The sequence below is a fragment of the Phosphitispora fastidiosa genome, from assembly GCF_019008365.1.
GTDB classification, from domain to species: Bacteria; Bacillota; Thermincolia; order Thermincolales; family UBA2595; genus Phosphitispora; species Phosphitispora fastidiosa.
Genome location: NZ_JAHHUL010000003.1, coordinates 184178 through 210470 on the forward strand (window position 1 = coordinate 184178; position 26293 = coordinate 210470).

Genomic DNA, 26293 nt, shown 5'->3' on the forward strand with positions numbered 1-26293 from the left:
CCCGGACTCTCCTCCAATTAACCGGCGGGGACTCTAAAAAATGCCGAGGAGGTATGGAAATGAGTTTACCCGTACAGAAAACAGAGGCTTCAAGCCCCAAAAAGGCAAAGAAACGTTATTTCCGGAAACATGAGGATTTAGCCGGTGTTATAGAAAAAATAAAGCTCTGGCCGTCCCGGTCAGGAGTGCTTCACGGTGTCAGGAAAATTACTGTCAAGGGCAGACATATTGAGATAGTTACCCATTGCGGCAATCAGTTAGATATTAAAAATTCAAAGACAAGCCGGGTTTCCCGCTGGTTGAGAAACAAATGGTATGCCAAAGCCTGTCCAAAGTGTAAAATACCTACATGGAAGTTGGAGAAATTTTCTTCAACCTCTTTTCAGTAAAGGGGGCATTCTGTTTTGAAACTTGCCTTTACTGTTACACAGAAACAGAGGCTTATCGAGCTTGATGCGGCGGAGGGAATTGATGGGCTTGTTTTTATTAATGCGCAGGAACGAGACCATTCATTTAAAAAGATAAATCAGGAATTGGTCCTTAAGAATAAAGAGCGTTTGGAAAGACTGCGGTCAGAAAGACTGCGTCCATCTATCAGAGAGCTTGAACAGATTTTGGTTAACTGCCTGAACAGGGCTGGTTTTGTTGAAGTAAATACACCTACCACGATAGCGAAGGAAATGTTGGTGAAAATGGGGATTACTGCGGAACATCCTCTATGGAACCAGGTATACTGGACTGATAAAAACAGCTGTCTGCGTCCGATGTTAGCCCCTAACCTGTATTACCTGTTAGGACGGCTGGCAAAAATCTGGCCAAGGCCTATTCGAATCTTTGAAATAGGACAGTGTTTTCGCAAGGAGTCAAAAGGGGCTAAACACCTTTCGGAATTCACCATGCTCAATCTGGTTGAAATGGGCACTGCCGGCGATACCGGGGAACGATTGGCCGAATTGGCAGACCTGGTTATGAATGCGGCAGGTTTACCCTACAGCCTGGATGCGGAAGACTCGGAAGTTTATGGTGACACTACTGATGTTATGGCCGACAATGTTGAAATTGCCTCCGGAGCCACTGGGCCTCATCCTTTAGATGGCAGCTGGAATATTACTGAACCATGGGTTGGCCTGGGTTTTGGGCTGGAGCGCATGGTTATGGTGAAAGAAGGGTTTCAGAATATCCGCCGGGTGGGACGCGGCCTGATGTACCTGGATGGTGCCAGATTGAATATTTAATTGAGGCTGAAGGAGGATGGAATAATGACGCTGTTTTCTATGAATAAGCGTTATCTGGACGGAATCTTATATAAGGCGGAAAGCGGAATTTCCCTTTCACACCGGGAAATTGTCAATCTGCTTACCTTGGAAGATACAGAGTCTATCCAAAAAGTAATGAAAAGCGCCCGGAAACTGCGTGAACAGCATTTTGGCAACAAATTGTTTCTTTATGGGTTTATATATTTTTCCACCTACTGCAAGAACCACTGTACCTTCTGTTTTTACAGGAAGACAAATAGTTTAAGCCCCCGGTATCGCAAGAATCTCTCAGAGGTTGTGGATATTGCTGCCAGACTGGCTGATTCCGGAGTACACCTGATCGACCTGACTATGGGGGAAGACCCTGACATATACCGGACAGGCGGTTTTGATGTGCTTTTGGAAATGATTGACCGGGTAAAGGTTACCACCGGTTTGCCGGTGATGATTTCACCTGGGGTGATACCTGACGATATCCTTGAAAAAATGAGTGATTCCGGGGTTACCTGGTATGCTCTTTATCAGGAAACCCATAATCAGCTTCTCTATAGGAAACTGAGAGTTGGCCAGGGCTTTGCGGCACGCAAAAACAAGAGGCTTAAGGCCCGTGAACTGGGAATGCTGGTGGAAGACGGAATGCTGCTGGGAGTTGGCGAAACGACCGGTGACAGGGCTGATTCTATTTTATGCATGAAGCATGAGGGGGTTCATCAGGCCAGGGTGATGAGTCTGGTGCCCCAGCGTCAGACCCCAATGGCTGGAAGGGTTGCTATTCCCAGGATTAATGAGTATTTATGTATAGCCGTAATGAGACTTTTAATGCCTGACAGGCTGATTCCGGCTTCATTGGATGTGGATGGCATTAAGGGCCTGGAGATGCGGCTGGAGGCAGGGGCCAATGTGGTTACCTCCATTATACCGTCCAGCAGCAGTCTTGCCGGTGTTTCCCAGAGCACTCTGGACATTGAACAGGGTCTCCGCGCAGTACCGGAGGTTAAAAAAATATTGGCCGGCAAGGGATTGGAAGCAGCCGGTTTAGGTGAATACAGCGCCTGGATAGCCTCCCAAAAAGGCAAAATAAGCTCGGGGGTGGGTGAGTATGACGAGAATCCTAATAGTAGGCGGACAGCTTCAGGGGCTGGAGGCAGTATATCTTGCCCGGCAGGCTGGACTGGAAGCAGCGCTAATTGATAAAGACCCGTTCGTACCGGCAGCGGCTTTGGCAGACGAGTTTTATAATATTAATTTATTGACTGATGGCAAGAAGGCAGAGCGCCTGTTAGGTGAGTTTGATCTAATCCTGCCGGCCACTGAAAATTACGATGTCTTAACCTGGCTTTATCAAGCAGCAAATCGTTATCAGGTGCCATTAGCGTTTGATATGCAGGCATATAGTATTAGTTCCTCAAAGCTGAAAAGCAATCGTTTTTTTCATCTTAAAGGGATTCCTATCCCGGAACGGTGGCCGGAATGCGGTTTTCCGGTAATCGTGAAACCTTCCGGCCTGAGCGGCAGCAAGGGTGTCGAGAAAGCAGACAACCATGCAGAGTTAAATTCGCTGCTAAACAGGACCGGCCGGGGAATGGTGATCCAGGAATACCTGGAAGGGCCTTCTTATTCCCTGGAAGTCATTGCTGACCATGGTAAGTGTCTGGGACTACAGGTAACAGAATTGAACTTTGATGCTGACTATGACTGTAAAAGGGTCATAGCGGGACCCAATACAGGCAGGGAAATCGAGGCTGCTTTTCTTGAACTGGGGGATTGGATTGCTTCAGAGATAAAGCTGTCAGGAATTATGGATATTGAAGTAATTGATAACAGTGGACAGTTGAAGGTTCTGGAAATAGATGCCAGGCTTCCCAGCCAGACCCCTGCCGCAGTATACCATTCAACAGGAATTAATATGGTAAAACTTTTGGCGGATTTCTGGATTAATGGAAAACTGCCTGTCCGGCAGGAAATTTTCGGGGACAGCCGTGCTGTGGTTTATGAACACTTCAGGCTTCACCGGAGGACTCTGGAAACAGCCGGGGAGCATGTTATTGTGGGGGCTCAAAACCTAAAGATATATAAAGACAGGTTTTCAGCCGATACCCTGATAACAAATTTTGATAGTTCTGCTGAAGAATGGGTAGCTACAGCCATATTTACCGGTGATACTGAAGAGCAGGCGCGGCAAATCCGCGATATGGGAGTAAGAGGCATTATTGAGTCTTTCAATGTAAGGCGATATGTTGATTCAGATCCTTTTAGTGACAGGAGTAAAGAATATGACCAGATTATACTATGAAATTATCAGGGATATTCCCAATTCTCTGGCAATATTGGATAAAACGCTGCTGTTAAGCACCGGACTGGATTTATTGGGGCTTGGGGCGGTATGTGCCGGAATGGACCGTGATGGGGCAGCCAAGGAAATCGGTAATTATTCTGCTGCTGTCGTCCCGGTATCTTCTGGACAGGGCATTATTCCCGGCTTTGCAGAAGGGGTCAATGCTGTTCTTGGACATATAGGTTTAAATGCAGCTATTACCGCTCAAACAGACATTGGTGGAATCGGAGAAGCCTTTGACAGAAATGCTGATGTTATTTTTACAGCAGATGACCGAAAGTTTTTAGCTTTGAACCTCAACAATATGTCTGTTATTGATAATTCCCGGGCCACAGCTGCAGTATTTGTCCAGGCTCTGGCGGCTGCTGCTCTGATGAGGGGCGGGGGTTTGGATGGGCAGGGTGTGTTGGTTATCGGCCTTGGGCCGGTAGGTTCGGGTGCGGTTTCCGTGCTTCAGGAGCTGGGCGCCCGGGTTACAGTCTTTGACACTGATATTGGTAAATCACATCATTTTGCCGATATGCATAAAGATGTTGTTGTGGCCGGCAATATTAGGGAGGCCATGGCGGAGCTTGATTATGTAATTGACGCTACGCCGGCGTCGGCCATAATTGATGCTGATTTTATCAGGAAATCAACGATAATATCCTGCCCGGGAGTGCCCCACGGGCTGACATCGGCAGCCCTGGTAAAAATCGGCCACCGTCTGATTCATGATAATCTTCCCATGGGAGTTGCCGCTATGGCTCTCCAAAGTATCTTCAAACCATGGGATTAACTCTAACCTCCTCCAATTGAGAGTACAGACTCTCTTTTTTTTTGCAAACAGTTGAAATCGAATCAAAGCAATGATTCCATTAAGAATCTGGCCGGTTCATGTTAAAATCGCCATAGATTTCGCAGGAATAGGCGCTTTCCGGTTTCTTTTGATTACAGACATAATCAAATAACACCCTGATTACCTGAGTAATCATGCGAAACGGGATCTGCAAAGCTCCTGTAAAATTATTAAATTAGCCGGAAATGTTGCGTATTCAGTATGGTTCCGGGATAAAGGAAATTTTCAATAGGTATGAACCGTTTTTTTGGCACGAATTTTGCTTTTGAATATAAGAAAAATATAAGAAAAAATCCGCTAAGTAGTGGTGCACGAATTAAGTTGTAATTTGTATCCGGCAGGTCAGTTAGGAAAGGGGGGGAGGAGAAATTGTGAAAAATTTTTTGTACGATTTTCTCGACCCTGCTGCCAGGCAATCTATTGACAATACACACCAAATTCAAAAGCATATCTATGGTGTGTATGAGCCCCCGCTGCTAAAACAGTTGGTAAGTTTAAGACACCTCTTAATCAGGACCGGTTATCTGGAGGCTGACAAATTGAATTGTGAAGAGCTAATGGGGCTTAGCAGAATTGAATGCAAGATGCTGTTAAAGAAACTAAACAGTATATATACTTCGCAACATCGGAAAAGACTCCCAAAACAACCAAGACGAGGTGAACTCAGTTGAAAAGGTCTGCTGCCAAGTTAGAGTATCCAAGAAACCAAGATGTGAATAACGCTTATACCATTGATACCATTAGCTTTTTTAAGATGGTACGGTCATGGGGGGCCACCATGGTAGGAGCAGGTGATGTCAGGGAAGGCCTGGCCATGGAATTCAGTCATTTACCGGCAGCCATATCTCTTGCCATTGCACATCCTCCTTTAAGAGACAGCATTATTCGCAAGGACTCGGTGTCTGCCTACACAAACCAGTTTCCGGCTATAGATGCCAGTCTGGAAAAGATTCAGAAAAGGATTGCTTCATATTTACGCTCCATGGGTTGGAAGGCCTTTGTGATTCCACCTGATACGGATAAACAGGATCCTTCATTTGCGGCCCGCCTGTTTCCCTTATTCCCTCACAAAACTGGAGCTACCTGTTCCGGCCTGGGATGGGTGGGGAAAAACGGACTTCTAATTACCAGAGAATACGGAGCCCGTTTAAGCTGGGGTACAGTGCTTACCGATGCCCCACTGGAAGTTTCGGCACGGCCGTATTTCAAAGGAGAATGTAATTCCTGTAACAGGTGTGTGAGAGTTTGCCCGGCTGGCGCCATTAAAGGACGAGAGTGGCGCAGGGATAATTCCGGCGAGCAGCTTTTAGATATTGAGAAATGCTCACAGCAGCTAAAACGCCATAAAACGGTTATCGGAAAAGCTATTTGTGCCCACTGCGTCACAGCATGCCCGGTAGGGAACCGCGAAGATGCTAATTATTTTATGGAAGGAGGAGATTGATAAATCGGTAAGTCCGGTTTCTAAAATAAAAACCGTTATAATTCGGAAGGAGGAAAAGGTGTTGGAAATGACAAGCAGAGAACGTTTTATGGCTGCACTGAAGGGTGAAGAGGTAGACCGTCTACCGGTAATCAGTGTTTGCCAGCATGCTACTTATGAACAAATGGAAAAACTGAATAGTTATTGGCCTGATGCGTTGTATGATAGTGAATTAATGGCTAAACTGGCAAGTGGTGCACATTCAATCCTTGGCTTTGATGCAGTAAGGGTGCCGTTCTGCCAAACCCATGAGGCTGAGGCTTTTGGGGCTGGATTGAAGGATGGCGGTAAAAAAGGCCTGCCGAGTGTAAAAACACACCCGTTTAAAATTGGAGATACGGTTGAGTTCCCTGAAGATTTTCTGGAGCGGGGCCGGATCCCCAAACTGTTGGAGGCAATCCGGATTCTGAAAGATACTTTAGGTGATAAGGTTATCATCATGGGTGGTATTATAGGCCCATTCAGTATCGCCGGCCAGATTCTTGAAGTTACTTCAATGCTGATGGCGGCTTACCGTAAACCGGATAACCTGATTCATTATGTGGAAATGGGTGAAAAGGCCGGTACAATGCTTGCCAAGGCTATGATAGAAGCAGGGGCCGATGTTATTACAGTCGAGGATATGATGGCTTCACTGGATATGATCAGTCCGGATATTTACCGCAAGCTGGCCCAGCCGTATGCCAAAAAACAGGTAGAGTCATTGGATGTACCGGTTATCATACATATTTGTGGCAAACTGGACAGGATTGTCGTAGATATTGCCAAAACCGGATGTGCCGCTATCAGTGTTGAGCCTGTAGTGAATGTCCCCGGAGCCTTTGAGAAATTCAAGGCTGAAGGAATTACCACTCCTCTTATCGGCGCTGTGGACCCGGTTAATTCCCTGTTCCAGGGTGATGTCGCCAAAGTCCGTGCCGAAACTGCAGAGTGCATTGCCAAGGGATTTATCATGATTTCTCCGGGATGTGCCGTGCCTCCGGCAACAAAGACGGAAAACCTGACAGCAATTGTCGATACAGTTAAGGGGGCATAAATAAACGTAGGGAGGGTATCAAGAGTCATGGAACATAATGTGATTTTCCAGCCTTCCGGCAGAAGAGGAAAAGTTGCCGAAGGGAAAACGCTGCTGGAAGCATCCTATGAACTTGGGGTGGAGATTGAAGCACCCTGTGGTGCACATAAAGTATGCGGCAAGTGTAAGATCAAGATTGAGACCGGTTTCTTTGAGAAATTCAACATAGATTCCCGCATTGAGCACCTGTCACCAATAAATGAAGAAGAAAAAAACCTTCTGAAGCCTGAGGAAATAGCAGATAATTACCGCCTGGCCTGTGCCACGGAAATTAAAGGGGATATTCTGATATTTGTACCGGAGGAGAGCCGTAAGGCCGACCAGGTGGTACTTGACACAGGGAAAGAACGTGTCTTCACCCTGGACCCGGCGGTGAAGAATTACTATGTGGAGATGCCTAAAGCTACTTTGGATGACCACAGGGATGATTTAAGGCGTCTGCAGGACGCGCTTAAAGAGCAGTTTGGACTGGATAACTTATATATGGATTACTTTGTGCTGCGTGAATTGCCTAATAAAATACGTGAGGGAGACTGGAAGGTAACGGCCACTGTTTTGTATGACCGTGAAATTATAGATGTCAGGCCCGGCTTCGTTCAGAAGTGTTACGGGATAGGAATAGATGTAGGAACGACAACGGTAGCGGCATATCTGTGTGACATGAGTACAGGCCAGATGCTGGTAAAGGATGGGATGATGAATCCTCAGGTAAGGTATGGCGAAGATGTCCTGTCCCGGATAACCTATGCGATGATGAATAAAGAAGGCAGGGATAAACTGCATGATGCCATTATTGAGGGGATAAATACACTGGCATCCCGGATGACAGAAAAAGTGGGCCTGACACCAACAGATGTTGTGGAGATAACACTGGTGTTTAACACAGCTATGCACCACTGCCTGCTAAACCTGGAGCCGAAGTTTATGGGCCGTTCTCCCTTTGCCCCGGCAATCAGCGCCCCGTTTGATGTCAAAGCCCGGGACCTCGGGATTAACATTTCCAGGTCCGCCAATATACATGTCCTGCCGGTCGAGGCAGGCTTTGTGGGCCCGGACAACGTTTCCGTGCTTATTGCAGAGGAACCGTATAAGCAGGATGAGGAAATGCGCCTGCTCATCGATATTGGTACCAATGGTGAGATAGACCTGGGCAACAGGAATAAACTTCTCTCCACCTCATGTGCTACAGGTCCCGCTCTGGAGGGCGCCCAGATTAAGTTTGGCATGAGGGCGGCCCCGGGAGCAATTGAGGGAATTAAAATTGACCCCGAAACCCTGGAAGTGACCTACAAGGTAATCGGTGATGAAAAGTGGCATTCCAGGGGCGGTAAATCAGGAGCCAAAGGTATTTGCGGCTCAGGGATTATCGATATGGTCGCCGAGGTGTTCAAAGCCGGGATAATTAATAAGTCGGGCAAGGTAAATATGAACCTGAACACAGAGCGAATCCGGCGCGGTGAGAGCGGAAAAGCAGAATTTGTGCTGGTATTTGCCGATGACAGTGGTATAGGCAAAGATATCACGGTAACCCAGGGAGACATCCGGGCCGTCCAGCTGGCCAAAGCAGCCCTTTATGTGGGAACCAAAATGCTGATGAGACATCTGGGAGTCGATAAAATAGACCGGGTAACCCTGGCAGGGGCATTCGGCAGTTATATCAATAAGGAATCTGCAATGGTAATCGGGATGTTCCCGGACTGTGATCTGGACCGGGTGGCGGCAGTCGGTAATGCAGCCGGAGATGGGGCCCAAGCGGCGCTGTTGGATAAAAACAAACGTATTGAGGCCCGGGATGTGGCCGCAGGTGTTGAATTTGTGGAAACTGCGGTTGAGCCTGACTTCCAGGAACGTTTTGCGGAGGCGATGGCCTTCCCCCATTCCAAGGACCCATTCCCCAGCATTAAGCATATTCTGGACAAAATTCCCCAACGCTGATGCTGATTTAGCCGGGTCATACCATATATGATTCCGGGTTAAAAATTTATGATAGTAGGTGAGATGATGTTTAAACTGGAAAAAGACCAAAGGGTCTGCCAGATAGGAAATTTTAAAGTCGGCGGCCGATACGGGGAGAACCCCCCGCTGCTTATCTCATCCCTTTTCCATAATGGGGATAAGGTATTGGAAAGCCGCAAGGAAGGCAAGTGGGACCGCGCCAAAGCAGAAGAATATGTTAAGAAACAGGAAGAACTGGAAGATCTCACAGGTATTCCTTCAATAACGGCTATGGTGGCTAATTCCGCTGAGGAAATGGCGCGCTATGTTGACTGGTTTACCAGTATCAGTGACCGGCCTTTTGCCATAGACATGTGGGTCGAAAAACCCCGTCTGGAGGCAGCAGAATATATCGCCAAAAAAGGACTCCAGGACCGCTTGGTATATAACAGCATCACTCCCTGGGATAAGGATATTCCGGGACAGGTAAAGGCTTTGAAGGAAATGGGAATCAAGCATATTATCGTTCAGGCTTATGAAGTGACAGACCCGTCACCCAAGGGCAGGCTGACAGCCTTTAATAACATGATGGCAGTGGTGGGTGAAGGCAGTTTTGAGTCCATCATGGTAGACACCTCGGTGATGAACCTGCCGGCAATAGCATTCTCTGGCGCTGCCAACAGGATTATCAAGGAAGCTACCGGATGGCCCTGCGGGGTGGCCAGTTCCAATGGTACTTACATGTGGAAGGAGGCCAGGGAACTATTTGGAAAAGATGGTTTTGCGGCTATGAATGCTTCGGGGCAGGGATGTTCGGCTCTTCTTTGGACTGATTTTATCTTCTACGGCCCGATTGTGGCAGCGCCGAAAATGTTTCCGGCAGTAGTTTCCGGGGCTGTAATGGCAGCAACAATGGGATTTTATGAGACCGGGAAACTTCCTGATAACAAGAATCACCCCATTTACAAGTTTTTTGGAGACTTTACTGAAAAATTGGCTTCAGGGGATCAGCAGTCCCTTCCGGAACATGATTAAACTGGAGGTAAAATGATGAACGCAAAGGAACGTATTCTTGATTTGCTTAATGGCAAGGAAGTAGACCGGCCGGCATGCTTCAGCGGCATGGGAAATGTAACTACAGCAGGGCTGGAGCAGTTCGGATATAAGTTCGCGGCTGTACACAGTGATGCTAAAATGATGGCAGATACCGCAGCCTCATCATATAAGCTGTTTGGCTATGATTGTGCGGTAGTCCCTTATGACCTGTGTCTGGAAGCAGAAGCTGTCGGATGTGTGATGAACCCCTATGAGCAGGTGGACCAACTTCTCTACCCGACTATTAAAGAAAAGGTATGCCATTCCGAAGATGAAATGACAACCTTCCCCATTCCAGAGGATGTTGCCAATCGGGGCAGGGTACCTGTAGTATGTGAGGCCATCAAGCTGCTTCAGAAGGATATTGGCAGCGAAGTGGCCATCGGGTCATATGTCCTGGGACCCTTTACCCTGGCGGGTCAGTTAATGGATCTTAATGAATTGTTTAAACTCTCCTTCCGAAGCCCTGACAAGGTGAATGCGATGCTGGACCGCCTGGCTGACGTAACCATTAAGATTGGCAGAGCATTAAGGAGTGCAGGGGCTGACTATATTACCATCAGGGAAATGGGAGCGACAACTGATGTGTTAAGTCCCAAGGTATTCAGAAATGTTATTTTCCCACACCTGAAAAAGGTCCGGGAGGCCTTGCAGGATGTCCCTACTATCCTCCATATATGCGGCGGAACCAATAAGATAATGAATATCTTAAATGAGGTCGGGTGTAATGCCATATCTGTAGAGACCAAAAACGACCTCGCTAAAAGCCGTGAAGATATAGGAAATGAGCCCCTGATTTTTGGCAATGTGGATGCATATAACATCCTGGTATCCGGAAGCCCTGGAGATGTAGAGAAAGCGGTCGTGGCTGCCCTGGAAGGAAGCTGTGATTCCATTTGGCCCAGTTGTGATATCTGGCCCACAGCTCCAATCGAGAACCTTAAAACCATGGTAGAGACAGTTAAAGAGAACGGCTCTGCCAAATGGGTCCGCAAAAACAGTTAACCTATTACATTTAAAACAAGGAGGCTAATGTCATGAGTAAAGAACAGGAAATTTTTGACCGGTTACGGAACGGAGTAGTGGAATATGACAATGATATGGTAATTAGCGCTGCCAATGAGGCTTTGGAAGTAGGCCTGGATGCTGAAAAGGCTATCTTTGACGGGTTGGTGTCAGGTATTGAGGAAATCGGCCGGCTCTATGAACTGGAGGAAATATTTGTCCCCGAAATGCTGCTGGCAGCAGATGCCATGTATGCCGGATTGAATATCCTGAAACCCCATATGAAGAAAAAGAGTGATGGCAGCACCAGGGGCCAGGTCATCATGGGTGTTGTCCAGGGTGATGTGCATGATATTGGTAAGAATATAGTTAAGATGATGTTTGATGTAGCCGGATTTGAAGTGCATGACCTGGGCCGTGATGTTCCATTGGAGACCTTTATCGAGGAGCAGTTGAACACAAACTCCGACCTGGTTTGTCTTTCGGCAATGATGACAACAACTATGGTCGGGATGCCTGAGATTATCGGAAAACTCAAGGAAAAAAACCCCAATGTCAAGATAATGATTGGGGGAGCTCCGGTAAACGAAAACCTTGCCGGGCAGTGGGGGGCTGACGGATATGCCAAGGATGCCAATAACGCCCTCAAGGATGCCATTAACATGGTTGCTTCTCTGAGGAATATGTAATTGATTCCAATTGATTCCGAACAGAATCAAACGATTTTGCCCGGAATCAGGCAGATGTGGTTTCCCTACAATGAATAGCAGGTAAAAGGGTCTTTGATATGGCAGTAAAAAATATTTTTTAGGTCAGAAACAGCATGGGCTGATTCCGTTGTGAATCAGCCCATGCTGTTTCTGGCAGATGATTTACTTGTTAATCACCATGATTCTTACAGGAATCAGCGCCTCTGTTTTTATAAGTAATTGGCACGTTTATTGCTTGTATTAGTTATTGGGCTGTTATATAGAAACAAGCCTTTTCCGGTTCGACTTTGAGTTAATTGAGGAGTGGTAGTATGGGTAAGGGAGAGATCCTAAGACAAGCGATGCAGGCAGTTGTTGTTGGCGATGAAGAAGCTGCGGTGGCTGTTGCTAAAATGGCGGTGGCAGAGGGAATCAATCCTATTGAAGTAATTTCTGACGGACTTTCTGCAGGGATAAAGGAAATCGGTGATTTATTTGAAAAAGACGAAATCTCTATTCCTTTCGTGATTATTGCAGCTGAAGCAATGTCCAAGGCGATTGCTGTCCTCGAACCCCATATCCCTAAGGAACATAAAGGGAAAAAAGTTGGCACCGTTGTTCTGGGCACAGTGGAAGGAGATATCCATGATATCGGCAAAGGGATTGTTGCCACCATGTTGAGAGTTTATGGTTTTGAGGTTCACGATCTGGGACGCGATGTTCCGGTAGAGGTTTTTGTCAGCAAGGCTCGGGAGGTAAATGCTGATATTATTGGATCTTCCACCCTGATGACTACAACCCTGCCTGCTCAGAAGTTACTGCAGGAAGCGGTGGAGGCTGCCGGACTAAAAGTCAGAACCATGGTTGGAGGTGCCGCAGTCAGCCAGTTATGGGCTGACAAAATCGGAGCAAGTGCATATGGGGAAAATGCCGCCGAAGCAGTGCGCAAAGCCAAGGAATTAGCTGAAAATCAGTGGCAATGGAGGTGAGGGTGTGAAACGAGGGTTACAGACCGGGGTCAGAGAGCGGCGGGGCTTCAGCATTAAGATGTTCAGCCATGATGAACTGGAAGAGATTCACTTGGCTACTCTGGAGATACTGGAACATACAGGAATTAAAGTATTCTGTGATGAGGCCTTGGAAATTCTTGCCGGAGCAGGCGCCGCCGTTGACAGGACAGGGTTTACCGTCAGATTTCCCCAGCATATGGTCGAAGATGCCATCCGTTCAGCGCCTGAAAGGGTTTTATTGGCAGCCCGGGATCCTGAGAAAGATGTTACAATTGAAGGAAACAGGGTTGGCTTTACAAATTTCGGCGCCGGGGTCATGATAGAAAATCCCTACACGGGTGAGATGAGAGAGACCACCAAAAAAGATGTTGGTAATACCGCTCTGATTTGTGATGCCCTTGAAAATGTTGATATCTATTCGAGCGCTGTGGTAGCCCGTGATATGCCGGAAGGGACTGCTGATTTACACGAGGCTGCAGAGTTTATGTCCAATACAACCAAGCACTGTCAGCACTTTAACTTAACAGGGGGAAGCGGAGCCAGAAGCTTTCTGGAGATGGGTGCGGCAGTAGCCGGCGGAATGACGGAGCTGTACCGGCGTCCGGTAATTTCAGCTCTGGTTTGTCCGGTAAGTCCGCTTCAACTGCATACAAATACCAGTGAAATAATAATAGAATTTGCCCGGGCGGGGGTTCCCCTGAACATACTTTCAATGGCCATGTCAGGTGCATCTGCACCCATTACACTGGCAGGGACTCTGGTGATTCATAATGCCGAGGTTTTGAGCGGTATTATCCTGGCCCAGGCTGTAAGGAGGGGTACTCCAGTAATTTATGGCAGTTCAACTACAACTTTTGATCTGACTCATGCGACAGCTCCGCTTGGAGCTCCGGAGCTGGGCATGATTAGTGCCGGAGTAGCTGAACTTGCTAATTTTTACCGGCTGCCCTGTTATGTAGCGGGTACCTAGGGTGACTCCAAGCTTTCCGATGCCCAGGCAGGTCATGAAAAAACGATTACTTCCCTGCTGCCTGCGTTGGCTGGGGCTAATCTGATATACGGCCTGGGTATGCTGGAACTTGGAGTGACCTTTAGCTATACACAATTACTGATTGATGATGAGATTGCTGCCATGGTAAAACGAGTGATGCAGGGCATCACCGTTAATGATGAAACACTTGCTGTAGATGTGATCAGGCAGGTCGGAGCCGGGAAAGATTTCCTGGGGCAACGACACACGAGGGACTATATGGATAAAGAGCAATCCAAACCCAGATTAATCGACAGGAGAATGAGGGGCGCCTGGCTTAACCGGGGGGGCAAGAGCATGGCTGAACGTGCCAATGAAAAGGCCAGGGAGATTCTGGAAAATCACAAACCAACCCCACTGCCCGATGCGGTTTTGGCAAAATTTGAAGAAATTATAAAGAGGGATGGCTAATGCTGCAAGAGATTTTTGCAAGAGTCAGAGACAGCGTAATTGGCAGAGAAAACGAAATTAAGTATATTCTTGCCGCCATGGATGCCGGGAAACACATTTTATTGGAGGGTCCTCCGGGAACCTCCAAGTCAACCTTATTGCGCAGTATTTCAGGTGCGGCAGGTATTCCCTTTTTCATCCTGGAAGGCAATATAGACCTCACTCCCGCCAAGCTTGTAGGCCATTTTAATCCCGGTAAGGTATTGGCAGACAACTATCAAGCGGAGTATTTTGAAAAAGGCCCTCTTACCAGGGCTATGGAGGATGGGGGCATCCTCTATATTGAAGAGTTTAACCGTATGCCGGCAGATGTTTCCAATGTGCTGATTACTCCAATGGAAGAAGGGGAAATTTCTATCCCCAGGTACGGGACTGTTAAAGCAGCGCGCCTGTTTACTGTTATTGCTGCCCAGAACCCTTACGACGATGTTGGTACTGTCCGGGTTAGCAGAGCATTTATGGACCGGATTTGCCTGATCAGGACAGACTATCAGGGTGAAGAAGAAGAACGGGAGATTGTCAGGCAGCGGACAGGTTCAGAGAACCTTAAAGTTGTTAATTCAGCTGTACGGGTTGTGCGCAAGACTCGGGCACATCAGGATATTAAAATGGGAGCCTCGGTGAGGGCTGCAATTGATATGGTTGACATTTTTGTCAGTATGCAGAAACTGGCGGACTGTCCCCAGGACCATTTTGTGTCAGCAGCTCACATTGCGCTGGTTAACAAGATATGGTTAAATGAGACCACCGACAGGAGCCCTGAGGAAATAATTGATGAAATACTGGATATTCCGGGACTTAATAGAAAGGACCTGATACCTGATACCGGCACCGATAGTGATACTGATTACAGTGAACAACCACCGGGCATGCAGTCTCTGTCAGCCGGTGAAGAAGAAGAGAAAAAAAAAAGGACCGTCTGGTAGGTGACCGGTTCCTTGATAATAACAAAACCAATGTCTCGTATTTTTACGGGGTGGCATCTTACCTGAATAGGCATCCGGAAGAACTTGGAGCGTTTTTTGAGAACGATGATTCCCTGGAGGTATTTGCCAATATTTTCACTATGCTGACACATCAGGTTCGCACCAAGGCAGTAAAAATTGCCAGCCGTCTGATAGTAAAAATTGCCAGGCAAATTGCTGATACGGGTTACCGGTCCGGACCGCTCAAGCTGGCTCGCGGCTTTCAGGACGGGGCTGAAATTGAGTTGGACAAAAGCCTGGAAAACTATACAGCTGAGCCTGAGCGGGGGATATTGGACAATATTGTTTCATACACCAGACAGAGAGAGAGATTAGCCTTTGTTATTATGCTGGACCACAGCTACTCAATGAAGGGACTCAAAGTTATCCTGGCTGCAATCACTGCGGCTTCCATTGCCCAGCATTTTAAAATGGACTATGCAATCCTGGGTTTTTGTAACCGGGTCTCGGTCCTGAGGGACATTAATGAGGCCACGGGGCCGGAGACGGTTGTGGAAAGAATATTTGGACTGGAACTGAAGGGTGACACTGACATCCATCTGGCTCTGGAGGCCGGGTTAAAACAGGTCGGTAACTTCGAGAGAAAAATAGGCTTACTCCTGACAGACGGGGCCTGGAACCAGGGAGATGACCCCTTGGCGGTGGCGGCAAAATTTGACAAGCTGAGCGTAATCGGCTTTCCACCGGCAAAACCGGATAAAATTCGCCAAATAGCTCGCAAGGGTAAAGGAGAATTTTCCTTTGTCACCGATGAAAAGGGAATTTCGGAAGCAATTCTGAAGTGTTTGAAGTGATGTCAGGGATATTATTAGTTGATGGGTGGTGCCCGCATGTTAAGGGATCTAAAGGCAAATAGTTCGCATTGGCTGGGGTTGGGCATGCAGTCAATGGCTCCGGCACAGTTGGATGAAATTCATAATGCCACCTTAAAGGTGCTGCAATTTACCGGGATAAAAGTTTACTGTCCGGAGGCGCTGCAGACCCTGGCAGAGGGAGGCGCAGATGTGGATTTTGTTTCCGGCAGGGTACGTATTCCGGCTTATCTTGTCGAGGATGCCATTGCCTCTGCCCCGTCCTATGTAATCTTAGCTGCCAGGGACCCCCAGCATGATGTCTATGTGGGCGGCAAGCGGGTACATTTTACGACTTTCGGTTCCGGGTGCAGAGTAGTTGATTATATAACAGACGATGTTCATGAGTCCACTAAAACTGATGTTGAGATGACGGCACTGGTATGTGATGCCCTGGACAATGTTGATATTTATGTAAGTACCCTTAAGGCTACGGATATGCCAATAGAAACTACCGGGCTGCACGAGGCGGAAGCTTTTTTACTCAATACCGTAAAACACTGCCAACATACCAATCTGGGCAGCGGGCACGAAGCTGTCAACTTCTTTAAGATGGCTGCCGCCATTACCGGCGGAACGGAGGAATTGCGCAGGCGTCCAATCGTTTCCGCAATGGTTTGCCCATCCAGTCCCTTGCAGTTACACAAAGCAACCTCTGAGATCATTATGGAATCTGCCAGAGCAGGTATCCCGGTTAATATTCTCTCAATGGTTATGGCCGGTGCTACCGCACCGGTAACTTTGGCAGGAACCCTGGTAGTTCACAATGCAGAAGTCCTGGGTGGAATTGTATTACACCAGTTGACTAATAAGGGCGCCCCCGTTATTTACGGCAGTTCCTCGACCATTTTTGATATGAAAAGCCTGACAGCCCCGGTGGGCGCTCCTGAAATGGCAATGCTGAGCGCGGCTTGTGCTGAACTGGCCAACTTCTATTTGCTGCCAAGCTTTGTTGGAGGCACTTAGGGTGATTCCAAACTGCCTGATATCCAGATTGGCCATGAAAAAACAATAACAACTGTGATTACTTCACTTGCCGGGGCCAATATGATTTTCGGCATGGGAATGATAGAATTGGGGTTGACATTTAGCTTTACCCAGCTGATTATTGATGACATGATAGTAAATGCTGTAAAGAAAATTATTAATCCTGATATGGGAATAAGCAGGATTAGAAACCGGGAGTGGCTCAACTGTCTGATCGGAAAAGGTTTTCCAGTCAATGGTTGGTCGCCCCATAGAGTCAGAAATAACTCCTTCCCCGAAGTTTACCAATACAATAACACACCTGACATCATCCGAACGGCCAAGGACAGGGTCCAGAGCATTTTGAACCAGCATAAACCGGAAGAACTCCCTAACAGCATTAAACACAAAATAAGAGAAATAATTATTGATACAGAATCAGAATCATAATATTGCCAGAATAAATAATACAATTTACTGATTAGATTAGATAATTACCACTCAGGCAACTTAATCTGACATTGAAGGAAGAATGGTTGAAATCACTACGGTTAGGCATTATGATTTGATTAGGTCATGCCAGAAAAGGGAGGTTTAATGAATTGATTTTGATTAAGGACTTAATGCTTCATAATCCACCTTTTCTTTATGTTAATAATAAGGTCAGTCATGCCAGGTTGATTTTCGGGAACAGCAAGCTCAGCAGCATTCCGGTTATCTATAAAAACGGCGCTCTCGCCGGAATTCTGGATAAAAATATAGTGCAGCAGGAACATTTATCTCCCTTATCACAGGTGGGCAATTATATATATACATGTGAAAGTCTGATCTATGAAAATGACCCTGTCGCTGTTATTTCAACTTTAAGTATTGATGCAAAAACCGCTATACTTCCGGTACTTTCCCGCGAAGGAAAACTAATGGGAATAATTCCTCTTCCGATGGTTTTAAAAGATATTCTTGACGAATTCATCAAATGCCTGGAGCTGGTAGCGGTTCACTATGATAAAGACCCCAGGACTTATGGGATAATTATTGTAAATGATGATGGAGAAATCGTATATTTTAATGGAAATACAGAAAAGATAACCGGTCTTCATGGCAAGGAAGTCTTCGGAATTCATGTCAACAAGGTTCTGTATGATTCCAAGCTGCATGAAGTTGTCAAAAAGGGCAAGACTCATCTCAGCGCCCGGATGAATGCCGATAATGTGGTTTTATGTACTAACAGGTTTCCTCTTCATAAGGATGGGGTAATTGTAGCAGCGGTCGGAATTTTTGAAGACATTTCCGAGAAAGAGCGGCTTCATGAAAAATTGCGCAGCTTACGGGGCCTTAACCTGGAAATGGTAGGCATCCTTGAATCCATTAATGACGGAATTATTCTTGCAGATAATAATGGCAGCATTCTTAGGACCAACTCTGCTTTTGAAGCAATTTCAGGTCTTTCGGCAAGCCAAATTTTGAGCAATAATTATGATTACCTGGTTGAACATGCCAACCTGCCTGCGATGGCTTTTTGGGGGGTGCTGGAAAAGAAAAGGCCCTTTCATGTTCTTGAACACATTAATGGCCGGGATTTTATGGTAGCCTCAAGACCGGTGTTTGATACCGATGGCCAGTTGCTAAAAGTAATTGTATTTATTAAAGACATATACCACCTGAATGAAATGATTTTGAACCTTCAGCTTACTCAGGAACTAGCCACAAGGTACTATAATGACAGGGATATTGAACACAGCCAGTATGAACGGGATGATATGGTCGCCAGCAGTAAGGCGATGAAACGAGTGGTATCACTGGCACATAAAGTGGCTAAGGTTGATTCAAATATATTGATTACGGGAGAAACCGGTGTGGGCAAGGAAGTTGTGGCCCGCTCTGTCCACAACTGCAGTCATCGAATGGATGGGCCTTTTATCAAGCTGAACTGTGGTGCCATTCCCGAACACCTGCTTGAGTCTGAGCTGTTTGGCTACGAATCCGGCGCTTTTACCGGGGCCAAAAAAGAGGGGAAGATCGGACTGATAGAGCTTTCGGATTGTGGGACATTATTCCTTGATGAGGTTGCCGATTTGCCGGTAGCCCTGCAGGTTAAACTGCTGCGGGTACTCCAGGAGCGGGAAGTAATGCGCGTTGGCGGCACAAAATCCAAAAAAGTAGATTTCAGGCTGATAGCCGCTACCAACAAAGATTTGGAGCAGATGGTCAAGGAGCAGAATTTCAGGGAAGACCTTTTTTACAGGTTGAATGTAGTACCTGTAATAATACCTCCATTAAGAGAGAGAAAAGAAGATATAATTCCTCTCGTGCTTTTTTTCCTGAATAAATTTAATAAAAAATATAATTTGGGTAAAAAGATATCTCCTGAAGTTATTCAGAGTCTGCTTAAATATGATTGGCCGGGGAATATCAGGGAACTGGAGAATACTATTGAACGGCTTATAGTAACCAGTGACAGTAATCTAATTCAAATTGAAGAAATGAAACAAAACACCAGTATTAATATTGTTCCTAACATTGATACCGCAAACTCCCCCAAAGCATTGGGTGATCTGCTGGAAGAAACTGAAAGAAACCTGATTTGCCAGGCCTTCAAAAACTGCAAAACAACCCGTGAAATGGCGGATACACTTGGCATAAGCCAGTCAGCGGTGGTCAAGAAGATGAAAAAATACGGAATCAGTAAGGTGGCAAACGGATAATATCAATTGGCTCAGATAATAACGTAACCCTCTGCCTTTGGCTATCTCTGCCAGCTAGAGGGCTTTTTTGTGTTTGCCTCCATAGCAAGCGCCGGAAATGGCCGGGAAGGGAATATGGTGGGCTGTTGTACCGATTTTCCGCAGTGCCACCTATGAGTCTAGCTGCCACCCCCCGGCAACAAGGCAGCGTCCCCGAACTCGATGGCTCATGGGGCCTGTTTCATAAAATGGCCGCCTCTCGTTTTGGCAGGCCAAAACTTCCCGGCGGCCTTCGCCATCTTCGGACATGCGGGGACTCCCTGCCTTGCTGCCGGTGACTTGCAGCAAGACTCATAACGGCGGCAGTGCAAGGAAAATCTTTGTACAACAGCCCACCATATTCCGCGGCCATTTCCGGCGCAGATGGAGGCAAACCTGGAACTTCCTTTATATGGAAGCTGAAGGAGCCGAATAATAAAGGGGTTTTTTGTCTCTTTGCAGAAATAACTTATGAACATATGGGAACTTTCAGGCCCCTTTTTACGTCAATATTCTTATGAGGGAAGAGAGTAGAAAAAATTAAAACCTTGGGGGAGGAAGGATGACACAAGTGCCTGATGTATTCGCAATTTTTAAATGGGCAGGACATGCCGGCGCCCGGAAATTTGCGCTGGTGGTTATCACCACTGCAATTATTTGGTTAAATGCGGGCTTAGCGGCAGCAGCCCCGGCGGAAGAAACGAAAAAAGAAATTACCATTGATGCCAAGAGCGCTTTCGGGTATCACTCCAAACAGGGGGCCTGGCTGCCACTGCAGATTGAGGCTGTCAACAGCGGCCCCGATATTGAGGGCCAGATTAAGGTTGTTTTCAGCAACCAGGAGCGTTTCCCTGTGGACTACCGGACTAAAGCAGTTATTCCCTCAGGAAGCACAAAGAAATTTGACCTTAATATCCCTGTCAATGAATATACAGGAAGCCTGAAGGTGCAGCTGGTAACCGGAAAAACAGTTCTCGCCGAGGATAAGATAAACCTGACTTTTCATCCTGCTGAGCAGCCTGTTATCGGACTTCTGGACCGTGAACCGTCCGAATTCAGGTCTCTTTATGGAATTAGTCCCATCAATGGGAATTCACCTGTAGTATTAAACCTGAAGCAGGAATTTTTTCCGGAACAGGCAGAGGTGCTGTCATTTTTTGATATTCTGGTGATAGATGATGTTAACCTGAGCCTTGACAGTAAACAACAAGAGGCCCTTAACCGCTGGGTTAATCAGGGAGGCATCCTGGCAGCCGGAGGCGGGGCGGGGTGGCAGAAGGTAATCCCAAATCTGCCACCCGAACTGGCAATTGCCAGGGTATCGGGAGTTGAAACCAATAACCTGGCTTCCCTGCACCGCACCATGGGCAGCGCCGGGGTAACAGCTTTGGGGGGACCGGTACAGACCGCTGTCTTTACCGATATCAGCGGCAGGGGACTATATGGTGACAGCGGCAGATATCTGGCGATAGAAAAGATAATCGGCAGCGGGAAGGTAATCTACCTGGCATATGACCCGGCGCTGGAACCGATGGCCGGATGGAAGGGAACCGGGGTTCTTTGGCAGGAACTGCTTTTTGGGGGGCAAAACCCAAATACAACAGATAAATCAATAGCTTACGTGAAATATGGAGGAAACTCCTGGGCTCTGATGGAAGCCCTGAACACCATCCCACAGCTGCAGCTTCCCTCCCTGAATGGGATGGCGGCAGTGTTGGCGTTATATGCACTGCTGGTGGGTCCCCTAAGTTACCTGGTACTCAAAAAACTTGACAAACGCGAATGGACCTGGGTATTAGCGCCGTCGCTGGCCATAGTATTTGTGGCAGTTATTTATGTAGCCTCATTTCAGGAAAGGCGCAGTGAAGTCCTGACTCACCAGATAGGAATTGTGGATGCCGGCGCAGGGACTGCTATTGCCAGGGCGGAGACCACCACTGGAATTTTTGCCCCGAAATTCGACACTTACAGGGTGGAACTGGAAGGACAGCATTTTATTAATGCATTACCTGCTAATGAATACAGGGCTTACGGCCCCGGTCAGGTACCGGAGTCTCAGTTAATTGTAGAACAGTCACCCACGAGTACGGTAATTGAGCTGAAGGATATGGATGCCTGGGTCATGCGGGGGTTCAGCCATGAAACAGATATCTCTCTTGCCGGAACTATTTCGGGGGAACTGCAGTTTGACAGTAAGGGCTGGGTCGGAGTGGTTACCAACAATACGGAATATGACTTTACAGACGGTGTACTGGTCACGGCATATGGCTTTAAGAAGACCGGTCCTCTTAAGGCGGGAAAAACACTTAAGGTGGAAATGCCCAAGGGCAGTCTTGCCACTCAGGGCCCGCCGTTCTATTACCAGATATACAACCCCGGTATGCAGTGGCAGGGTCCGGGAAGCCCGCCGCGGCAGACCCAGCAGGAGATGCTCCGGCAGCAGCTGCTGGAAGCCCTGTTTAACGGCGCCGAATGGAATCCCGGCGGAGGGCAGACAATGTTCCTGGCCTGGTCAGACCAGAAAATAAAGGGTACGGTGGAAATTCCCGGTCAGGATATAAAACATTATTATACCACGTTATTTAAATTGCCTATGCAGCTGAAAACAGATGCCGATAACCTAAATGTACCTCCGGGATTTATCATGGGCACGGTTATTGACAGCTCCAATATTGGTTTCGGACCACCCGGGATAATTCATATGCAGCCGGGAGGGAAGGCGGTTTACCAATTTGAGCTGCCTGAAGGTTCCTTTGACACTATGGAAGTGTACCTGTCAGGAGGCGGTGGTCCGGTTAGTATGGCGGGATTCCTGTATAACTGGTCAGAACAGCAGTGGGACACCTTTAATGTTCGCCAGGGCGGCAATGCTGTTAAGGATTACCAAAAATACGTAAATAATGACCATATGGTTAAATTCAGAATTGAAAGCGACAGGGACGGGTATGAAGTGACCGGAGTAAGCATATCCCTGAGCAGTAAGGGTGGTGGCACAAAATGATCAGGGTTGACGGACTCGCAAAGCAGTATGGAAAATTTGAAGCCCTGAAGGGGATTACCTTTAGTATAGATGAAGGCAGTATTTTTGGTTTTGTCGGCCCCAATGGCGCCGGCAAGACGACGACCATGAAAATCATGGCTACCCTGATGACGCCTACTGCCGGACAGGCTTTTGTTGATGATATTGATGTGACCAGGCATCCTCAGAAGGTACGTCAGGTGGTCGGCTATATGCCTGACTTCTTTGGGGTCTATGATAGATTGAAGGTTACCGAATACCTTGACTTTTATGCCTCCTGTTACCGGATTGCGGCTAACAGACGGAAGAATATAATTGCAGACCTGCTGGAACTGGTGGAGCTGAGTCACAAGGCTGATGCTTACGTGGATTCCCTGTCACGGGGGATGAAGCAGCGGCTTTGTCTTGCCCGGTGTCTGGTGCATGATCCCAAGGTGCTGATCCTTGATGAACCGGCATCAGGTCTTGATCCCAGGGCCAGGGTGGAAATGCGGGAACTGCTCCGTGAGTTGAAAAAGATGGGTAAAACCATTATTATATCGTCACATATCCTGTCAGAACTGTCAGAGCTCTGTACTCATGTGGGTATTATTGAAGCCGGGGAACTGGCGGCAGAGGGCACTGTTGAACGGATAACGGAACAACTGAGCTCTGACAGGTTGATTCAGGTAAGGGTAAGTTCGGGACAGGAAACAGCAGCTGATATTATCAGGGAACAGCCTGGGGTAGCTGTTGTTACCGAGACTGCCGATGGGATTCTCCAGGTGAGTTTTTCCGGAGACAGCGCCGGTCAGACTGAACTGCTCCGCAAATTAATCACTGCGGGAATCCCTGTACTGTCTTTTGCAGAAACCAGTAATAGTCTGGAAGACCTGTTTATGCGCATTACCAAGGGGGTGGTCCAGTGATCGGGAATCCTGTTTTAACCAAGGAACTGCGTGACCGGGTGAGAACCTGGCGCTCTCCACTGGTAATTACCCTTTACTTGGGGCTGCTTGCGGTTGTCGGCGGATTTTTCATATTTGAACAGACCAGGGGCGGTATGGGCGGACCGCGGGTATACCGGATGGGAATTGAGATTTTTAATGTGATGGCTGTCCTCCAGATGGGCATTATAGCTTTTCTGACCCCTGGCCTGACAGCAGGGGTTATCAGCGGGGAAAGGGAAAGGCAGACACTGCCCCTGCTGATGATAACCAGGATGTCCCCACTGGCGGTGGCTGCAGGCAAACTGATTTCGGCAATCAGTTATATGTTGCTGCTGACCGTGATTTCCCTGCCCTTGTACAGTATTGTTTTCTTTTTTGGCGGGGTTTCCCTCAGCCAGTTCTTCTACGTGTCGGGTATTCTCCTGGTGACAACTGTTCTCCTGGGGAGTATCGGGATGTTTTTTTCCTCGCTTTTTAAACGCACTACGGTTGCCATTATAGTTACTTATGCGGCAACTTTTATGCTCTTTATCGGGACGATCTTTTTGACTGCTTTTATCATGCAGGTTACCCGGTATTATATTGGGGGGCCGATGACTGGACCACCGGGTGTACCGTTTGTTATTTATTTTAATCCACTGGTGGCCTTGGGTTCAGTACTTCCCATGGGTGGCAATATTCTGCCGTTCAGCAGCGGCAATTTGGCTATCCAGTCCCTGACCCCCTGGCAGGTGAACCTTTTGTTGGATGCGGTTATCATTCTGCTGACAATGGGACTTACCGTATGGTTGATTCGTCCTAACAGGGCAGGGACCAAAAGGAGAGGCTGAGTATGGATGAACGACAACAGCTTCAGGGGGCTTTGCGCCCGGCGCTGCACCGTATTGCCTTCAGACACTATACTCAATGGGCGCTCAGAGGCCTGGTTTTTGGCTTGGGTGCAGTTTTCGGGCTGCTCGTAGTTTCGAGATTCGTGCCTGTTGCTGACAGCCTGTTCCGGTCAGGGGCTTTAGCGCTGATAGTTATTACTCTGTTTTTGGCTGGGGCCTGGCATAAGAGACCGGGCTACAGGGAAGCCGCGTTGGCTGCTGATCAGACCGGGCTCAGGGAAAGGGCGGCTACAGCCTGGGAATTTAGGGATTGCAGTGACCCTCTTATGGTGAGACAGCGGGCTGATGCTCTTGGCTTCCTAAGGAAAATGGACTACCGGAGTATTCCGCTCCGGTTAAAATCGTTAAGGGAACCGGGGATAGCTTTAGCGCTGCTGCTGGCAGTTGTGGTCTTAGCTTTTTGGCCGAACCCCATGGATAAGGTGGCTGAAGCCCGGAAACAGGAGCGCCTGGCCCTTGCTGAAGCAAAGAAAGAGGTCAGGGAACTGCGCCGGCAGGTGGAGAAGGATGAAAAAATCCCTGATGAGATGAGAAAACAGCTTGATGCTGAACTGAAAAAACTGGAGCAGAAACTGGCGGAGGCCGGTTCTCTGGATAAAGGGGCTGCGGCCCTGGCAAAAGAAGAAGAGGAAGTTGTCAGGAGGCTCTCACAGGAGGATATCAAGTCAAAGCTGGCAGCAGTGGCCGCAATGTTAAAAGAAGATCCCCATACTGCTGCTGCCGGGAAGGCTTTGGAAAAAGGTGACCTTCAGGGCTTTAAGCAGCATATGGAGGCATTGGCCGATTCTGTGAAGGAACTTGATGCCGAAGAACGGAAAAGCCTTGCGGCAATGGTGTCCGACATGGCCCGGACCATGCAGGATAAGGGTGAAGCCAAGCTGGCTGATTCTCTGAAAAAGTCTGCGGATGAGGTGGGGTCAGGTGGCAGCCGGGAACAGGGCAGTATAGATGAACTCAAAGAAGAGGTTGCCGGGCAGTTGGCTGATGCCCAGGCGGCTGACCGGATGGCAGGTGATCTGCAGGCTGCTTTGGGACGGGCAAAAGAAGGCATGCTGGCAAGAGGTGGTTCCGGGGGGCAGCCGCGGACGGCTATGAACGGCGCTTCCGGCTCGGGCTCTAGCTCCGAAGGAAGTTCGGGAGGTAATGGTAATGCGGGAGGTACAGCCGGAGGTAATGCCGGCAGCGCTGCCGGCACGGGAGCAGGCGGACAGGGCGGTGCCGGGGGAACAGGCGGGCAAGGTGCTGCAGGTGCCACAGGTTCCGGAGGTGATTCTGCCTCCGGCAGCGGGAGTGGCAGCGGCTCTGGCTCTGGCAGCGGCTCCGGCTCTGGTTCAGGTTCCGGCAGTGGCTCAGGCTCTGGAGCAGGGACCGGTTCCACCAACACTGATGGCGGGTCCCATTCCGGAGGGAGCGCCGGTTCAGGTTCGGGACAGTACTGGGGCACAGCTCCGGATAATGAGGGCCAATATGAGTTTATTTATGTGCCTACCAGGCTGGGCAGTGACGGGCAGCCTGACTATGTAAGGGGGGCCCCGGGGGATTCGGGGACATCGGTTTCTGTGGACATGGAAAACGGTCCCCTGACCGGGGGCCGGCTCCTGCCATATTCTGAGGTTCTGTCTCAATATGAATCTGAAGCAATGCAGGGTCTGGAAAAGCAGTATGTCCCCGAGAATATGAAGGATATGGTCAGAGAATATTTTATGGGTCTGGCCGGAGAGTAGGCCG

At 48.1% G+C, this 26293-nt stretch carries 20 protein-coding genes and 2 pseudogenes; all 22 read left to right on the plus strand.

Annotated features, from left to right (window positions below):
• The first annotated feature begins 59 nt into the window (after positions 1–59).
• The 22 genes and pseudogenes from pylSn to Ga0451573_RS04975 all read left to right on the plus strand — a co-directional run bounded on the left by pylSn (position 60) and on the right by Ga0451573_RS04975 (position 26289).
• Positions 60–389: a pyrrolysine--tRNA(Pyl) ligase small subunit gene (pylSn, locus tag Ga0451573_RS04870; protein WP_231682764.1), complete on the plus strand. Its 330-nt coding sequence runs from the start codon at positions 60–62 to the stop codon at positions 387–389.
• A gap of 15 nt (positions 390–404) precedes the next feature.
• The gene (gene pylSc, locus Ga0451573_RS04875; RefSeq protein WP_231682765.1) at positions 405–1235 is read left to right on the plus strand and encodes a pyrrolysine--tRNA(Pyl) ligase large subunit; all 831 of its coding nucleotides are present in this window, start codon (positions 405–407) and stop codon (positions 1233–1235) included.
• 24 nt (positions 1236–1259) lie between these two features.
• Positions 1260–2447 (plus strand): methylornithine synthase PylB, encoded by a 1188-nt coding sequence (pylB, locus tag Ga0451573_RS04880; protein WP_231682766.1) that lies wholly within the window; start codon positions 1260–1262, stop codon positions 2445–2447.
• Positions 2356–3549: a 3-methylornithine--L-lysine ligase PylC gene (pylC, locus tag Ga0451573_RS04885; protein ID WP_231682767.1), complete on the plus strand. Its 1194-nt coding sequence runs from the start codon at positions 2356–2358 to the stop codon at positions 3547–3549. Before pylB ends, pylC begins: the two co-directional genes overlap by 92 nt.
• The gene (pylD, locus tag Ga0451573_RS04890; protein WP_231682768.1) at positions 3530–4369 is read left to right on the plus strand and encodes a 3-methylornithyl-N6-L-lysine dehydrogenase PylD; all 840 of its coding nucleotides are present in this window, start codon (positions 3530–3532) and stop codon (positions 4367–4369) included. The genes pylC and pylD overlap by 20 nt, the downstream gene beginning before the upstream one ends.
• A 431-nt stretch (positions 4370–4800) precedes the next feature.
• The gene (locus tag Ga0451573_RS04895; protein ID WP_231682769.1) at positions 4801–5100 is read left to right on the plus strand and encodes a hypothetical protein; all 300 of its coding nucleotides are present in this window, start codon (positions 4801–4803) and stop codon (positions 5098–5100) included.
• Complete coding sequence (locus Ga0451573_RS04900; protein ID WP_231682770.1) at positions 5097–5873, plus strand: 4Fe-4S double cluster binding domain-containing protein; 777 nt, start codon at positions 5097–5099, stop codon at positions 5871–5873. The genes Ga0451573_RS04895 and Ga0451573_RS04900 overlap by 4 nt, the downstream gene beginning before the upstream one ends.
• A gap of 67 nt (positions 5874–5940) precedes the next feature.
• Positions 5941–6948: an MtaA/CmuA family methyltransferase gene (locus Ga0451573_RS04905; protein WP_231682859.1), complete on the plus strand. Its 1008-nt coding sequence runs from the start codon at positions 5941–5943 to the stop codon at positions 6946–6948.
• A gap of 27 nt (positions 6949–6975) precedes the next feature.
• On the plus strand, positions 6976–8922 hold the full coding sequence (locus Ga0451573_RS04910; RefSeq protein ID WP_231682771.1) for an ASKHA domain-containing protein: 1947 nt from the start codon (positions 6976–6978) through the stop codon (positions 8920–8922).
• 48 nt (positions 8923–8970) lie between these two features.
• Positions 8971–9957, plus strand: coding sequence for a tetrahydromethanopterin S-methyltransferase subunit H family protein (locus Ga0451573_RS04915; RefSeq protein WP_231682772.1), 987 nt, complete (start codon positions 8971–8973; stop codon positions 9955–9957).
• Positions 9958–9969: 12 nt separating this feature from the next.
• Positions 9970–11022, plus strand: coding sequence for an MtaA/CmuA family methyltransferase (locus tag Ga0451573_RS04920; protein ID WP_231682773.1), 1053 nt, complete (start codon positions 9970–9972; stop codon positions 11020–11022).
• Positions 11023–11054: 32 nt separating this feature from the next.
• Positions 11055–11711, plus strand: a complete 657-nt coding sequence (locus Ga0451573_RS04925) for a cobalamin B12-binding domain-containing protein (RefSeq protein ID WP_231682774.1) — start codon at positions 11055–11057, stop codon at positions 11709–11711.
• A gap of 332 nt (positions 11712–12043) precedes the next feature.
• Positions 12044–12700 (plus strand): corrinoid protein, encoded by a 657-nt coding sequence (locus tag Ga0451573_RS04930; RefSeq protein WP_231682775.1) that lies wholly within the window; start codon positions 12044–12046, stop codon positions 12698–12700.
• Between the two features lie 58 nt (positions 12701–12758).
• Positions 12759–14162 (plus strand): annotated as a pseudogene (gene mttB / locus Ga0451573_RS04935) ([trimethylamine--corrinoid protein] Co-methyltransferase).
• Positions 14162–15127 carry an AAA family ATPase gene (locus Ga0451573_RS04940; RefSeq protein ID WP_231682776.1) on the plus strand — a complete coding sequence of 322 codons (966 nt, stop codon included), beginning with the start codon at positions 14162–14164 and terminating at the stop codon, positions 15125–15127. Before mttB (Ga0451573_RS04935) ends, Ga0451573_RS04940 begins: the two are co-directional and overlap by 1 nt.
• Before the next feature lie 50 nt (positions 15128–15177).
• Positions 15178–15981: a vWA domain-containing protein gene (locus Ga0451573_RS04945; protein WP_231682777.1), complete on the plus strand. Its 804-nt coding sequence runs from the start codon at positions 15178–15180 to the stop codon at positions 15979–15981.
• Between the two features lie 93 nt (positions 15982–16074).
• A pseudogene (gene mttB, locus Ga0451573_RS04950) lies at positions 16075–17454 on the plus strand ([trimethylamine--corrinoid protein] Co-methyltransferase).
• Between the two features lie 152 nt (positions 17455–17606).
• Positions 17607–19709 carry a sigma 54-interacting transcriptional regulator gene (locus Ga0451573_RS04955; protein ID WP_231682778.1) on the plus strand — a complete coding sequence of 701 codons (2103 nt, stop codon included), beginning with the start codon at positions 17607–17609 and terminating at the stop codon, positions 19707–19709.
• Between the two features lie 580 nt (positions 19710–20289).
• Positions 20290–22728, plus strand: a complete 2439-nt coding sequence (locus tag Ga0451573_RS04960; RefSeq protein WP_231682779.1) for a DUF8725 domain-containing protein — start codon at positions 20290–20292, stop codon at positions 22726–22728.
• Positions 22725–23654 (plus strand): ABC transporter ATP-binding protein, encoded by a 930-nt coding sequence (locus Ga0451573_RS04965; protein WP_231682780.1) that lies wholly within the window; start codon positions 22725–22727, stop codon positions 23652–23654. Before Ga0451573_RS04960 ends, Ga0451573_RS04965 begins: the two co-directional genes overlap by 4 nt.
• Positions 23651–24505 carry an ABC transporter permease gene (locus Ga0451573_RS04970; protein ID WP_231682781.1) on the plus strand — a complete coding sequence of 285 codons (855 nt, stop codon included), beginning with the start codon at positions 23651–23653 and terminating at the stop codon, positions 24503–24505. Before Ga0451573_RS04965 ends, Ga0451573_RS04970 begins: the two co-directional genes overlap by 4 nt.
• A gap of 2 nt (positions 24506–24507) precedes the next feature.
• Positions 24508–26289 (plus strand): DUF8809 domain-containing protein, encoded by a 1782-nt coding sequence (locus Ga0451573_RS04975; RefSeq protein WP_231682782.1) that lies wholly within the window; start codon positions 24508–24510, stop codon positions 26287–26289.
• The last annotated feature ends 4 nt before the right edge of the window (positions 26290–26293 follow it).